Annotated in this window: 14 protein-coding genes; 5 read left to right on the top strand and 9 right to left on the bottom strand. The window is 69.1% G+C overall.

Annotated elements, in window-relative coordinates; all coding sequences use genetic code 11:
* Nucleotides 1-2: 2 nt before the first annotated feature.
* The 3 genes from QFZ21_RS04385 to QFZ21_RS04375 form a co-directional block, all read right to left on the bottom strand.
* The gene (locus QFZ21_RS04385; protein WP_307374788.1) at nucleotides 3-1,208 is read right to left on the bottom strand and encodes a homoserine O-acetyltransferase; all 1,206 of its coding nucleotides are present in this window, start codon (nucleotides 1,206-1,208) and stop codon (nucleotides 3-5) included.
* A gap of 60 nt (nucleotides 1,209-1,268) precedes the next feature.
* Complete coding sequence (locus QFZ21_RS04380; RefSeq protein ID WP_307374786.1) at nucleotides 1,269-2,222, bottom strand: endonuclease/exonuclease/phosphatase family protein; 954 nt, start codon at nucleotides 2,220-2,222, stop codon at nucleotides 1,269-1,271.
* A gap of 155 nt (nucleotides 2,223-2,377) precedes the next feature.
* Entirely contained in the window at nucleotides 2,378-3,700 is a 1,323-nt protein-coding gene (locus QFZ21_RS04375) for a bifunctional o-acetylhomoserine/o-acetylserine sulfhydrylase (RefSeq protein WP_307374783.1), read from the bottom strand.
* A gap of 148 nt (nucleotides 3,701-3,848) precedes the next feature.
* On the opposite strand from QFZ21_RS04375, the gene QFZ21_RS04370 reads away from it, so the two are divergent.
* From QFZ21_RS04370 to QFZ21_RS04360, 3 genes are read left to right on the top strand one after another with little or no spacing between them, the layout of a single operon-like run.
* Nucleotides 3,849-4,631: an SDR family oxidoreductase gene (locus QFZ21_RS04370; protein ID WP_307374781.1), complete on the top strand. Its 783-nt coding sequence runs from the start codon at nucleotides 3,849-3,851 to the stop codon at nucleotides 4,629-4,631.
* Between the two features lie 2 nt (nucleotides 4,632-4,633).
* Entirely contained in the window at nucleotides 4,634-5,341 is a 708-nt protein-coding gene (locus QFZ21_RS04365; RefSeq protein ID WP_307374779.1) for a uracil-DNA glycosylase, read from the top strand.
* A 9-nt stretch (nucleotides 5,342-5,350) separates the two neighbouring features.
* Nucleotides 5,351-5,968 (top strand): GNAT family N-acetyltransferase, encoded by a 618-nt coding sequence (locus QFZ21_RS04360; RefSeq protein WP_307374777.1) that lies wholly within the window; start codon nucleotides 5,351-5,353, stop codon nucleotides 5,966-5,968.
* Between the two features lie 75 nt (nucleotides 5,969-6,043).
* On the opposite strand, the gene QFZ21_RS04355 is transcribed toward QFZ21_RS04360, so the two are convergent.
* From QFZ21_RS04355 to QFZ21_RS04330, 6 genes are all read right to left on the bottom strand, one after another.
* Complete coding sequence (locus QFZ21_RS04355) at nucleotides 6,044-6,859, bottom strand: ABC transporter ATP-binding protein (protein WP_307374775.1); 816 nt, start codon at nucleotides 6,857-6,859, stop codon at nucleotides 6,044-6,046.
* Complete coding sequence (locus QFZ21_RS04350) at nucleotides 6,856-7,647, bottom strand: ABC transporter ATP-binding protein (protein ID WP_307374773.1); 792 nt, start codon at nucleotides 7,645-7,647, stop codon at nucleotides 6,856-6,858. The genes QFZ21_RS04355 and QFZ21_RS04350 overlap by 4 nt, the downstream gene beginning before the upstream one ends.
* Complete coding sequence (locus QFZ21_RS04345) at nucleotides 7,644-8,513, bottom strand: ABC transporter permease (protein WP_307374771.1); 870 nt, start codon at nucleotides 8,511-8,513, stop codon at nucleotides 7,644-7,646. Before QFZ21_RS04345 ends, QFZ21_RS04350 begins: the two co-directional genes overlap by 4 nt.
* Nucleotides 8,510-9,460, bottom strand: coding sequence for an ABC transporter permease (locus QFZ21_RS04340; RefSeq protein WP_307374768.1), 951 nt, complete (start codon nucleotides 9,458-9,460; stop codon nucleotides 8,510-8,512). The genes QFZ21_RS04345 and QFZ21_RS04340 overlap by 4 nt, the downstream gene beginning before the upstream one ends.
* A gap of 17 nt (nucleotides 9,461-9,477) precedes the next feature.
* Entirely contained in the window at nucleotides 9,478-10,992 is a 1,515-nt protein-coding gene (locus tag QFZ21_RS04335; protein WP_307374766.1) for an ABC transporter substrate-binding protein, read from the bottom strand.
* A 93-nt stretch (nucleotides 10,993-11,085) separates the two neighbouring features.
* Complete coding sequence (locus QFZ21_RS04330) at nucleotides 11,086-12,027, bottom strand: alpha/beta fold hydrolase (RefSeq protein WP_307381204.1); 942 nt, start codon at nucleotides 12,025-12,027, stop codon at nucleotides 11,086-11,088.
* A 172-nt stretch (nucleotides 12,028-12,199) separates the two neighbouring features.
* Here QFZ21_RS04330 and QFZ21_RS04325 point away from each other — a divergent pair, with 172 nt between their 5' ends.
* Nucleotides 12,200-12,676, top strand: coding sequence for a carboxymuconolactone decarboxylase family protein (locus tag QFZ21_RS04325; protein ID WP_307374764.1), 477 nt, complete (start codon nucleotides 12,200-12,202; stop codon nucleotides 12,674-12,676).
* Nucleotides 12,673-13,383 carry a tyrosine-protein phosphatase gene (locus QFZ21_RS04320; RefSeq protein ID WP_307374762.1) on the top strand — a complete coding sequence of 237 codons (711 nt, stop codon included), beginning with the start codon at nucleotides 12,673-12,675 and terminating at the stop codon, nucleotides 13,381-13,383. Before QFZ21_RS04325 ends, QFZ21_RS04320 begins: the two co-directional genes overlap by 4 nt.
* The last annotated feature ends 23 nt before the right edge of the window (nucleotides 13,384-13,406 follow it).

Genomic DNA, 13,406 nt, shown 5'->3' with positions numbered 1-13,406 from the left:
CGTCAGCTGTCGAGCAGCTGACGCAGGTGCGCGCCGACGGCCTCGGTCTCGATGAGGAAGCCGTCGTGCCCGAAGTCGCTGGTGAGCACGACCGCGTCGTCGCCGAGGACATTCGGGATGCTGCGCGCGATGCGCTGCTGCCCGTCGACGGGGAACAGCCGGTCGCTGTCGATACCGAGCACGAGCGTCGTCGCGGTCACCGCGCGCAGCGCCTCCTCGACACCTCCGCGGTCGCGACCCACATCGTGCGAGTTCATCGCCTCGACCAGGGTGATGTAGCTGTTGGCGTCGAACCGGCGCGTGAACTTGTTGCCGTGGAAGTCGAGGTACGACTCCACGGCGAACCGCCCGCCGTGGCCAAGCGGTGACACCCCGGACTGCCAGGACCGCTGGAACCGCTGGTTGAGCTCGATCGGGCTGCGGTAGTTCAGCAGCGCCATCCGCCGGGCGAGCGCGAGTCCGCGGTGCGGCCCGTCGCCGTCGCCCAGGTCGTAGTACTCGCCGCCCTGGAAACGCGGGTCCATCCGGATGGCCTCCAGCTGCACGGTGTTCAGCGCGATCTGGTCGGCCGTCGTCACCGGGGGAGAGGAGAGCACGGCGAGGCGCTCGACCCGCTTCGGGTGCGCGACCGCCCACTCCAGTGCGTGCATGCCGCCCATCGAACCGCCGACGATGGCGGCCCAGCGGTCGATCCCAAGGGCGTCGGCGAGGCGCACCTGGGCGGCGACCTGGTCGCGGATCGTCAGGTACGGGAACCGCGAGGCCCACTCGTATCCGTTCGGCGCGACGCTGGCCGGCCCCGTCGACCCCTGGCATCCGCCGAGCATGTTGGGCGCGATCACGAACCAGCGGTCAGTGTCGAGCGGGGCGCCGGGACCGGTGACATCCTGCCACCAGCCGGCGGTCGCGTGACCGGCGCCGGCGTCACCGCGCACGTGGCTGTCGCCGGTGAGGGCATGCAGCACCAGCACGGCGTTGTCGCGGGCGGCGTTCAGCTCACCCCAGGTCTCGTAGGCGATGCGGATGCCGGGGAGCTCCTCGCCGCTCTCGGTCTGGAACGCTCCGAACGCGGCGAAGCGTCGGCCGCCGACGGGGTCCCCGTCGCGCCAGGCTCCCGTCGCCGGGGGGCGGGCACGGAGCAGCCGGACGTCGGCCTCCGTCACGGGTGCCGACGGCACCGTGTCCTCGGAGGTCGTCTGCCAGTCCATCTGTCCATTGTCCCTTGGCGGGCGGAGCACGGGTCGAAGGTTACGTTCTCGCCGGGCGTGTCAGTCGGAGGAGCGGATGCTGACCGTCGTCACCGTCGCGAGATGGTCGCTCTTGCCGGCCCGGACCGTCGTCGCGCTCAGCACATCGATTCCTCGCGTGAAGGCATGGTCGATGCGGGTGAGGGGCAGGCTCGCCGGCCAGGTCAGTCCGAGACTGCCGTCGGTCGGTCGCACCCAATCGAGTTCGGATCGGATCGCACCGAGTGCGGGGTCCGCGGATGCCGCGTTGAAGTCGCCGACGACGACGATCGCTCCTGCCTCGTCGACCGCGACCGCCTCCGCGATGCCGGACAGCATCGTGTCCCGATCCTGCTGATGACCGGGGCGCACGGATGCCGCGTGCAGGACGTAGACGGCGACATCGGCATCCGGCGTCCGCACGACCACCCGCAGAGCGCGCTTCCAGTCGAGGCCGAGGGTGAGCGGTTGCGCGTCGGGGATCGGGTAGCGGCTCCAGACGCCCACGGTGCCGACGGCGTACGAGTGCGGGTAGTCCGCCGCCAGCGCATTCCGCGCAGCGGTGAGGCTGTCTCCGTCGAGCTCGGTGAGTGCGATGATGTCGGCGCCGGTCGCGGCGAGTTCGGTGGCGGATGCCGCGGCGCCGCCCGAGTGGGCGCGCACGTTCTGGCTGACGATCTCGACCGGCGTCGCGCCGGCCGCCGGTGTCGCGCCGAGACCGGGAGCGGACGGCGCGATCGCGAGACCCCAGACCAGCACGGGGACGAGTAGCAGCAGCAGGATGCGGCGGGCGAGGAACAGCGCGAGCACGCACACGATCGCGAGCGCCAGCCCGCTCCACGGCAGGGCGGCGGCAGCGGCCGTTCCGACCACGCCGGGCACCCACGAGCAGACGACGGCGATCAGCAGGAGAACTCCGACGCTCGCGAGAACGCGGGCTGCACGCGCGCGCCTCCGCCGGGCGGCAGGCCGCGGGGCAGGGGGTCGGTGCTGCATGACGTCGATGGTGTTCTCCTCGGGCGGGGTGATCCATTCTGGGGCGCACAGCCTGTGCGCGGGCCGGGTATCGTCCGTCTGCAGCGGGAGAAGTGGTCAGGACGCAGAGATGCCCCGAGCCGAAGCCCAGGGCATCCCTGCTGTCCGCTGACGGATCAGGCGCGAGCGGCCTCCGTGACGCGGCGAGCCGCGGCGAGAGCCTCGTCGAGGTCTGCCTTGAGGTCTTCGACGTTCTCGATGCCCACCGAGAGGCGCACGAGGCCCGGGGTGACACCGGCGGTGAGCTGCTGCTCGGGGGTGAGCTGCGCATGCGTGGTCGACGCCGGGTGGATGACGAGCGACCGCACGTCGCCGATGTTGGCCAGGTGGCTGAACAGCGAGAGGCTGTTCACGAACTCGCGGCCGGCCTGGACGCCGCCCTTCAGCTCGAAGGAGAGGACCGCACCGACGCCCTTGGGCGCGTACTCGTTCGCCTTGGCGTACCACGGCGAGGAGGGCAGACCCGAGTAGTTGACGGTCGCGACGTCATCGCGGTTGTCGAGCCACTCGGCGATCTCCTGGGCGTTCTGCACGTGGCGCTCGATGCGCAGCGACAGCGTCTCGATGCCCTGGATGAGGTTCCAGGCGCTCTGCGGCGAGATGGCCGAGCCGAGGTCGCGGAGCAGCTGCACGCGGGCCTTGATGATGTAGGCGAGCGGGTCGCCGACCGCGGCGGTGTAGCTGGCGCCGTGGTACGAGGGGTCCGGAACCGTCAGGCCCGGGAACTTGTCGACGTTCTTCGACCACTCGAACGAGCCGCCGTCGATGATGGCGCCGCCGATGGTGGTGCCGTGGCCGCCGAGGAACTTCGTGACCGAGTGCACGACGATGTCGGCGCCGTGCTCGAACGGACGGATCAGGTACGGGGTCGCGATCGTGTTGTCGACGATGAGGGGGACCCCCGCCTCGTGCGCGACGTCGGCGACGGAACGGATGTCGAGGACGTTGATCTGCGGGTTGCCGATCGTCTCCGCGAAGAAGAGCTTGGTGTTCGGGCGGACCGCGCGGCGCCACTCCTCGGCGTCGTCCTGGTTCTCGACGAACGTGACCTCGATGCCGAGCTTCGCGAGCGTGTACTTGAAGAGGTTGTAGGTGCCGCCGTAGATCGAGCTGGAGGCGACGAAGTGGTCGCCCGCCTCGGCGATGTTCAGCACGGCGAAGGTCGAGGCTGCCTGTCCGCTGGCGAGCACCAGTGCACCGGTGCCGCCTTCGAGGGCCGCGAGGCGCTGCTCGAGCACGTCCTGCGTCGGGTTCTGGATGCGGGTGTAGATGTTGCCGAACTCCGCGAGGGCGAAGAGGTTGGCGGCGTGATCCGCGCTGTCGAACACGTACGACGTGGTCTGGTAGATCGGCGTGGCACGGGCCTTCGTGACCGGATCGGGCGCGGCACCCGAGTGGATCTGCTTGGTCTCGAAACGCCAGGACTCGGGTGCGGACATGTGTTCCCCCTGGAACGATAGGAAGGCTTGATGGCGGATGCCGTTCCAGCGAGAGTACGGAATATCGGTTGCTGTCAACAACGGTCGGGAAATGTGACGTAACAGTGCCGTGCCCCGAAATCCCGGGGGAACATCGTACGGTGGAGGCATGGTGATCAGACGTGCAGTGGTGACAGGTGCGAGCTCCGGGATCGGCGCGGCGACGGTGCGCACGCTTCGGGAACGCGGATGGGACGTCGTCGGCGTCGCTCGGCGAGAGGATCGGCTGACCGCGCTCGCCGAGGAGACCGGTGCTTCCGCCATCGCCTGCGATCTCACCGACGGCGCTGCGGTCGACGCGCTCGTGTCGGAGTTGGAGAAGTCCGGTCCGGTGCACGCCCTCGTGCAGGTGGCCGGCGGCGCGCGCGGCACCGACCGCATCGAGGATGCGTCGATCGACGACTGGCAGTGGATGTTCGATGCGAACGTCCTGGCGACGCAGCGGCTCATCGCGGGTCTGCTCCCGCTCCTGCGCCGATCGGCGGCATCCGATGGACACGCCGACGCAATCTTCATCACGTCCACGGCGGCGCAGACAGCGTACGCCGGGGGAGCGGGATACAACGCCGCCAAGGCCGCCGAGTCGATGCTCGTGAAGGTGCTCCGTCAGGAGCTGAACGGCGAGCCGATCCGCGTGGTGGAGTTGGCGCCCGGCATGGTGCACACCGAGGAGTTCACGCTCAACCGGCTCGGCGGCGACACTGTCGCGGCTGAGGCCGTGTACTCCGGGGTGGAGGCGCCGCTGCTCGCCGGAGACGTGGCCGATGTCATCGCGTACGCGCTGGAGTCGCCCGCGCACGTGAACCTCGACATGATCACGATGCGGCCGGTCGCGCAGTCGGCCCAGCATCTGCTTGCTCGTGGCCCGCTGCGTGTGCGGTCCATCGACTGACGATGGCGCGCACTCTCGCCGAGCTCGCTGACGGCGGGCAGATCGATCGGGGCTGGGCGGAGGCGCTGGCCCCCGTGCAGGACGTGATCACCGAGCTGGGCGACCGGCTCCGTGCCGAGCAGGCTGCGGGTCGCGGGTACCTGCCGGCCGGAGACCACGTGCTGCGGGCATTCCAGCGCCCTCTCACCGACGTCAGGGTGCTGATCACAGGCCAGGACCCGTATCCCACGCCCGGCCACCCGATCGGGCTCTCATTCGCCGTCGACTGCGATGTGCGCCCGCTGCCGCGCAGCCTCTCGAACATCTACAAGGAGCGGGAGAGCGACCTCGGCATTCCGCCCGCGCCGCACGGCGACCTCACGGCATGGAGCGACCAGGGTGTGCTACTGCTGAACAGGGTGCTCACCGTGCAGCCCGGCGCCGCGGCATCCCATCGCGGATGGGGCTGGGAGAAGGTCACCGAGCTCGCGATCCGTACACTCGTCGCCCGTGATCAGCCGCTCGTCGCGATCCTCTGGGGGAAGGATGCTGCGAACCTGCAGCCGCTCCTCGGAGAGACGCCGGTGATCGCATCCGCGCATCCGTCTCCGCTGTCGGCGAGCCGAGGGTTCTTCGGGTCGAAGCCGTTCTCGCGGGCCAACGCTCTTCTCGAGGAACTCGGGGCGGAGCCGGTGGACTGGAGGGTGGAGGGCGAAGCCGCTCCCTCCTAAGCTGAATGCATGCAGTTCGAGCCGGGGGACCGTCGCCGTGTTCTGCCGCGTCATCTGCGTCCCGAGGCGCCGCCCGAGGTCTTCGCGTATTCGATCCGTCCCGCGCGTCCCGCTGACCTGCCGTATGTGCGGGAGATCTACAACCACTTCGTGAGCAACTCGGCGGTGACGCTCGACGAGCGGCGCAGCAGCATTCCGTACTGGCGCGAGAAGTTCGCGCTGCTCGATCGGCTGAAGCTGCCGTTCCTCGTCGCCGTCTCGCCAGCGGGCGTCGTGATCGGGTATGCGCTCGCACAGCCGTGGGCGGGCAAGAACGCCTACCGCTATACGGCAGAGGACTCGATCTACCTCGGACCCGGCGCGGGTGGCAAAGGGCTCGGGGCCGCCCTCCTGCAGGCGCTCATCGACGCGTGCGAGCAGATCGGACTCCGCGAAATGGTCGCCGTGATCAGCGACAGCGGCGCGGAAGCGTCGATCCGACTCCACGCCAAGCTCGGCTTCGTCGAAGCGGGACGCATGGGACGCGTGGGCCACAAGTTCGGTCGCGACCTCGGCACCGTCTACATGCGGAGGGTGCTCAAGCCGACCGGACGCCGGCGGGGGAGTTGGTTCGGGGCCAAGAGCTGAGGGGGCGCGCGTGTTTCGTCTCGCTTCGCTCGCTCAACAGCCGGGTGAGTGCGCTCGCTCAGCGACCGGGGCCTCTCAGATCCCGGGCACGTCTCCAGGATCGGGAGTGCCGGGGATGACCGGGATCGCCGATAGCAGCGCCTTCGTGTAGTCGTGCTGCGGGTGCAGGAGCACATCGGTGGTCGAACCGCGCTCGACGATGTGGCCGTCCTTCATCACCACGACCGTGTCGCACAGGTTCTGCACGACGCCGATGTCGTGCGAGACGAGCAGTAGCGTGAGCTCCGTCGTACGGCGCAACTCGATCAGCAGTTCGAGGATCTGCGCGCGGACCGTCACATCGAGCGCCGAGAGCGGCTCGTCGCCGACCAGGATGCGCGGACGGTGCACGATCGCCCGCGCGAGCGCGATCCGCTGACGCTGCCCACCCGAGAACTCGTGCGGATACCGATCGGCCATCTCGGGCTCGAGCCCCACCTGTGCCAGCACCTCGCGCACCCTGGCCCGATGGTCGCCCTCGATTTCGAGCGCCCAGAGCGGCTCGCCGACGATCTGACCGGCCGTCATCCGCGGGTCGAGCGATGCGTACGGATCCTGGAACACGAGCCCGGTCTCGCGCCGCAGCCAGTGCAGGGACTTCGCGGATGCCGCGGCATCCACCGCACGTCCGTCGACGCTCACGGTGCCCGCCGTCGGGCGGTCGAGTCCGAGCAGCAGCCGCACGAGCGTGGACTTACCCGAGCCGGACTCGCCGATGATCCCGACGGACGACCCCTCGACGATGTCGAGGTCGGTCGGGGCCAGCGCGGTCTGCGTGCGGGTGCGTTCGAACGTCGAGCGCTTCGGCACGAAGAAGTCGCGGCGGAGGCCCCGTGCTTCGATGAGGCTCACGTCGCACGTCCTTCCGGCCGCCACAGCGTCGCCGTGGCATCGCGCAACAGCCCTTGCGTGATGGGGGAGGACGGCGCGGTCAGGAGAGTCGTCACAGGCGCCGCCTCGACGACCCGCCCGTGCTCGAGCACCACGCCCTCTGTCGCGACCTGGGCGAGCACCGCCAGGTCGTGCGTGATGAACACCAGCGACATCCCCTCCTCGGATACCAGGGAGAGCAGCAGCGAGAGGATCTCGGCCTGGATCGTCACGTCGAGGGCCGTGGTCGGCTCGTCGGCGATCAGCAGCTTCGGTCGGCAGGCGAGTGCCATCGCGATCGCGACGCGCTGACGCTGCCCTCCGGACAGCTGGTGCGGATACCGGTCGACGATCGACTCCGGATCCGGCAGACGAACCCGCGCGGCCTCCGCGATCGCGCGCTCTCGTGCCTCGCGTCGGCCGAGACCCTCGTGGATGCGGATCGATTCCGCGATCTGTCGTCCGACGGTGCGGATCGGGTTGAGCGCGGTGCGAGGCTCCTGGAAGACGATGCCGATGTCGTCGCCGCGGAGTTTCGCGAGCTCACGATCCGGCATCCCGATCAGCTCTGTGTCATTCCAACGGATGCTGCCGCTCGCCGTCGCGCCATCGGGCAGCAGCCCGAGCACGGCGAGGGCGGTGAGCGACTTGCCGGAGCCGGATTCGCCGATAAGCCCGAGCCGCGCGCCGTCGGGCACTTCGAAGGAGATGCCGTCGACCACGCGACGCCCGTCGATCTCGACGACGAGGTCCTGCACCGACAGGGTCATGCGATCACCGCCGGGGTGTGGACTTGCGCGGCGCGGTGGCGCAGCGTCGGATCGGTCGCCTCGCGCAGTCCATCGCCGAGCAGGTTCAGCGCCAGCACGGTGATCGTGATGGTGAGCCCCGGCCAGATGACCGACAGCGGATGCACGCCGATGTAGCGCTGCAGATCGGCGAGCAGGATGCCCCAGCTGGGCTCCACGACCGAGGCGCCGAAGCCGAGATACGACAGCCCCGCCTCGGCAAGCACGGCGACGGCCATCGACCACGACAGCTGCACGATGAAGACCGGAGCGACGTTCGGCAGCAGGTGGCGCACGAGGCTCTGCGCTGGTGTGAGTCCGGATGCCCGGGCGGCGAGCACGAAGTCGCTCTGCTGCACGCGGCGCAGCTCGGGCCGGGTGACGCGGGCGATGTTCACACCGAATCCGATGCCGACCGCCCAGATCACGACCCAGAGCGATCCGCCCCACACCGAAGAGATCATCATGGCGATCAGCAGCACGGGGAACGCGATGAGGATGTCGACGAAGACCGCGACCGTCTCGCGCACCCATCGGGCGGTCAACGCTCCGAGGGCGGCGAGGGCGATGCCGAGGACCGTCGCGACGAGTCCCGCCCCCACGCTCACGAACACGGTCGTCCGCGCCCCGGCCATGAGCAGGCTCAGGATGTCGCGACCCGTGTCGTCAGTCCCGAGCAGGTGCGGCCAGCTCGGCGGCAGCCACCGGTCGCCGATGCTCGACGACTGGGGATTGAACGGCGTCCAGAACGACGCCACGATCGCGGTGACCACGATCACCGCCACGACGATCAGACCGAAGCGCCCGGTCGCCGTCTGCCAGAGCCGCGAGAGCCAGCGGGGAGTCATGCGGCCTCCCGCTGTCGAGGGTCGATCGCGCGGTGCACCAGGTCGACGACGAAGCCGACCACGAGCACGAATCCGGTCAGCACCAGCAGCTCGCTCTGCACCTTGATCAGATCGCGCGTGCCGACGTCGGCCACCAGCATCCGTCCGATTCCGGGGAGGGTGAACAGCTGCTCGATCACGACCGAGCCGACGATGATGCCCGCGACCTGCAGGCCGAGGACCGTGATGATCGAGAGTCCCACGGCGGGGATGCCGTGCTGGATCAGCGCCCGCGTGCGGGTCAGGCCTTTGGCGGCGGCGGTGCGGACGAAGTCCTGGCCGGCCGCCTGCAGGGTCGCGCTGCGCACGAAGCGCATCAGCATCGCACCCTCGACGATCCCGATCGTCAGCGCGGGGAGCAGCAGCGACTCGATGGCCCGTCCGGGCGTGGACCACCCCGTGCGCGGGAACCCCTGCGGCGGCAGCCACCCGAGCCAGACCGAGAACACGACGATGAGCATCATGCCCGCCCACACCACCGGAACGGCCGCGAGCGTCTGCGCGCCGACGCTGAGCGCGGTGCCTCCACGGCGACCGCGGAGGATCGCCGCCAGGATGCCGAACGGCACTGCGATGAGGATCGCGATCAGCAGCGACATGATTCCGAGCGGCACCGTGACCTGCGCCTTCAGGAACAGCTCCTCGCCGACCGAGGCGCCGGAGAGCAACGAGGTGCCGAGGTCGCCGCGAAAGATCCCGCCGATCCAGTCGGTGTACTGCGCGACGAGCGGGCGGTTCAGGCCGAGGGACTCGCGAAGAGCTTCGACTTCCGTCGGCGAGGCCTGCGTGCCGGCGATGAGCTGCGCGACGTCGCCGGGGAAGACGCGCAGGGTGAGGAAGATGAGCACGCTCGACACGAGGAGCCCTGCGATGAGCAGGGCTCCTCGGACGAGCGCGTAGCGGACCACGTAGGGGTGACCGCTGCTTACTTCTCCGCGGAGACGGTCACGCCCGCGAGGTTGATGCGCGAGTTGATCGAGTCCTCCGGGAAGCCGGAGACGATCGGGCTCACCGCGGTGATGGTCTCGCCGTTGTACAGCCAGTCGGCGGCGTGATCCTCGGACACGAGGCGGGCGGCCTGCGCGAGCAGCTCCGCGGACTTGTCGGGATCGACCTCGGCCTGCGCCTGGGAGTACAGATCCTGCACCTCGGCGTTGTCGTAGCCGAAGTAGTAGTCCGGGTTGGCGAAGTTACCGAAGTCGCGCGGCTCGACGTGCAGCACGAAGCTCAGGTCGTAGTCGTGGTTCGTGTACACGTCTTCCAGCCAGGCCGGGAACTCGACCGAGTCGACGTCGAGCGTCACGCCGACCTTCTCGAAGTCGGAGATCAGCACCTTCGGAACCGTCGTGCCGTAGAACGTCGGGATGGTCAGGGTGAGCTCGAGGTCTTCCTGGCCGGCTTCGGCGAGCAGCTCCTTGGCCTTCTCGGGATCGTAGGGAACGACATCGGACAGGTCCTCGTAACCGGGATCGAGCTCGGGGATCGGGCCGTAGAGCGTGGTGCCGGCGCCGACGGCCTCGATCAGCGCGTCGTGGTCGATCGCCAGGCGCAGTGCCTCACGCACGCGGACATCGTCGAGCGGAGCCTTCTTGTTGTTGAAGGCCAGCGTCGCCTTGTCTGTCGTGCGCCCCTTCGTGAGCGTGAAGTCGCCCTCGAGCTGCGACGCCAGGTTCGGGTCGACGGCCGTGAGAACGTCGACGTCGCCCGCGATGGCCGCGTTCACCCCGGCGGTGAAGTCGGGGATGTACTGGAACTCGACCTCGGCGACGCCCGCTTTCTCGCCCCAGTAGTCGTCGTTGCGCGCGAACGTGATGGTGCTGCCTTTGTTCCAGCGCGTCAGCGTGAACGGGCCGGTCCCGTTCTCGGCGGTCTTCAGGTCGGTCTTGTCGCCCTTCTTGAAGACGAGTCCCGCGGGACCGGTCAGCGCGAAGAGGAAGTTCTGATTCGGCTCGGAGAGCGTGATCTCGACGGTGGTCGCATCGGGTGCCGTGACGGATTCCACCGCGGCGAACTCCGCGTTGCCCTGCACCGTGGCGTCGGTGCGGACCGTCTCGTAGGACGCGACGACGTCGGCCGACGTCAGCGCCGTGCCGTCGTGGAACAGGATGCCGTCGTTGAGCGTGAACGTATAGGTGAGTCCGTCCTCGGAGACCTCGTAGTCGGAGGCGAGCCGACCTTCGATCTCGTTCTCCTGCGTGCGGGTGACGAGACCCTCGTAGATGTTGTCGATGAGGATCTGCTCGATCGCGGCGCCGCTGGTGTGCCGGATGTCGAGGTTGCTCGGCTCGAGCACGAGGCCGACGTGCAGGGTCGCGTCAGGGTCGGGTTTGCCGGGGGAGGTCGACGGCGCCTGGTCGGGGGTGCCGGAGCAGGCGCTCAGGACCACCGCGGCGGCCGCGAGTGCGGAGATCAGTGCGAGACGTCGGGTACGTCGGAGCATGGGGTGATTCCTCTCGGTGCGGCAGTTGCTGTGTGCCGTTGTGTCGAGCCTAGAGATGGGTGAGGGGTGGTGGGACCGATGCGGAACGGAACGTCATATATCGGTGTGGACGGATGCCGCGGCGTCGACGCGTGAGGCGACGAGTTCTGCCAGGGCGGCGGGAGCGGTCTCCTGCACGTTGTGGGTCGCATCGAGGACCACGACGCGGGCGGCGGGGATGCGGCGCTGCAGCTCGGCGGCATCCTCCGCGCTGACGAAGCCGCGCTCTGCCCGCACCAGCGTGAGGGGTGCCCGAACCGCTGCCAGGTCATCCCAGCCCGTCTCGTGCATCGCTGACGGCGTGGCTGCGGATCCGGGGTCGTGTGCCGCAAGGGCCTGCGCGGCGAGGTGGGCGAAGTGATGCTTCCATTCGACGCGACCATCCGCGCGCACCCGGGTGTTGAGGAACACGCCGCGTTCGGTCTCGGGCCGGGTGCCGCCGAAGCCGAGCGACATGGCCTTGGTGACGAGTTCGTCACGCGTGGCGAAGTCGGTGGGACCCTCGTAGAAGGCGCGAAGCGCCGCGGGGCCCGCGCTGACATCGATGCCCGGGGTGATGTCGACCACGAAGAGCTCCGCGACCAGGTCGGGGCGCAGCGCCGCCAGAGCCGCGCCCGTCAGTCCGCCGAGCGACTGGCCGACGACCACCTGCGGCTGCGAGGTCCACGCGTCCAGGGCCGCTGCGACATCGGGCGCGAGCGTCTGCGGGGTGTAATCGGCGTCTGCGCGCCAGGACGAGTCGCCATGCCCGGCGAGGTCGATCGCCAGCAGGGGCTGACGGAGTGCGAGCGACGTGGTGTCCCAGGTGTGCGCGTTCAGGCCGGCGCCGTGCAGGAGAGTGACCCGCGGCGCTTCCGTGCCGAAGCGCAGGGCGCTGAGGGTGCGACCGTCGGGCAGAGCCAGAGTGAGACGCTCCACCGGAGGGAGGGGCACCGACAGAGCGTCGGACTGCGCGGAAAGATAGCTGAACTCGGAGTTGTCGATCGCCACCCCCATATTCTGCTCCCGGCGTGCGGGTTGCGGGAAATGCGGGACCAGAAGGGGAAGCATTAAGGCGCCAATGCTTCACTAATTGCTTAGTGCGAGGAGAGTGTGATTCGCAATGCGCATCTCAGGTTGTCATCGAGGATCACGGACTCTTCAGCGCACCGCCGAATATCATGGAGTCATGAGCGAGACGCGTGTGCACCTGTCCAAGACCGAGCCGACCGCCTATCAGGCTCTGGACGCCTTCGCGCGGACGATCGGTGACATCTGCACCGCGAACGGGATCGACGATCGCCTCAAAGAGATCGTGATGATCCACTGCTCTCAGCTCAACGGATGCAGCTACTGCGTGCGGATTCACGTCGACCGTGCGGTCAAGGCCGGCATCGACGCCGACACGATCACGCAGATCCCCGTCTGGCGCGAGAGCGGCGTGTTCACCGAACGCGAGCGCGCGGCGCTGGAACTGGCCGAGTCGTTCACCTTCATCTCCGAGGACGGCGTCTCCGACGAGGTGTACGACCTGGTCGGGAGCGTGTTCACCGAGAAGGAGTACGCGGCCCTGAGCTGGGCATGCGTGTCGATCAACGCCTTCAACCGCATCGTCATCGCCGGTCGGTACCCGGTGTCGCCGCGCACCGCTCAGGCTCCGGCATGACGGTCCTCGACATCGACGGCGTCAACAACGTCCGCGATGTCGGCGGCATGCCCGCGGAGGGCGGTCGCATCCGATCGGGGGTGCTGCTGCGCTCGGGCCAGCTCTCCGGCGCCACGACCGCCGGCGTCACGGCGCTCCGCACGAGCGTGCAGCACATCGTCGACCTGCGCGACGGTGAGGAGGTCGCTGCCGAGCCCACCGAGATCGAGGGCCCGGACACCACGCACCTTCCGCTGTTCCTCGGCTCGGTGCGGTCCTTCTTCGAGGCCGACACGAGCCTCGACGACCTCTACCTGCACCTGCTCGAGGAGAGCGGGGAGCGGCTTGTCGAGGCCATCCGGATCATCGCCGCGGGTGCCCCGACCCTGGTGCACTGCAGCGTCGGCAAGGACCGCACCGGCGTGACCGTCGCTCTCGCGCTTTCCGCGGTCGGCGCCGACCGGGAGGCGGTGATCGCCGACTACGCGCTCACGGAGTCGCAGCTGCCGGCGCAGCGGTCGCAGCGGATCGCGGCGTACCTGCGCGCGCAGCATCCGGAGGCCGTCCATGCCGTCGCCCTCGCGACGCAGTCGCCGGCACCGGTGATGCGACGTCTACTGGAGCAGGTCGACGAGCGCTGGGGATCGGCGGCCGGATACCTCCGCGCGCAGGGGATGACCGAGGAGGAGCTCGCGGCGCTGAAGACCGCACTCGTCGAGGAAGGTTAGGCAAGCCTTCACTTGGTGTAGCA

The sequence above is a fragment of the Microbacterium sp. W4I20 genome (assembly GCF_030816505.1).
In the GTDB taxonomy this organism is placed as follows: domain Bacteria; phylum Actinomycetota; class Actinomycetes; order Actinomycetales; family Microbacteriaceae; genus Microbacterium.
Note: the sequence above shows the minus strand (reverse complement) of the source record. Positions and strands in the feature narration are given on the sequence as shown.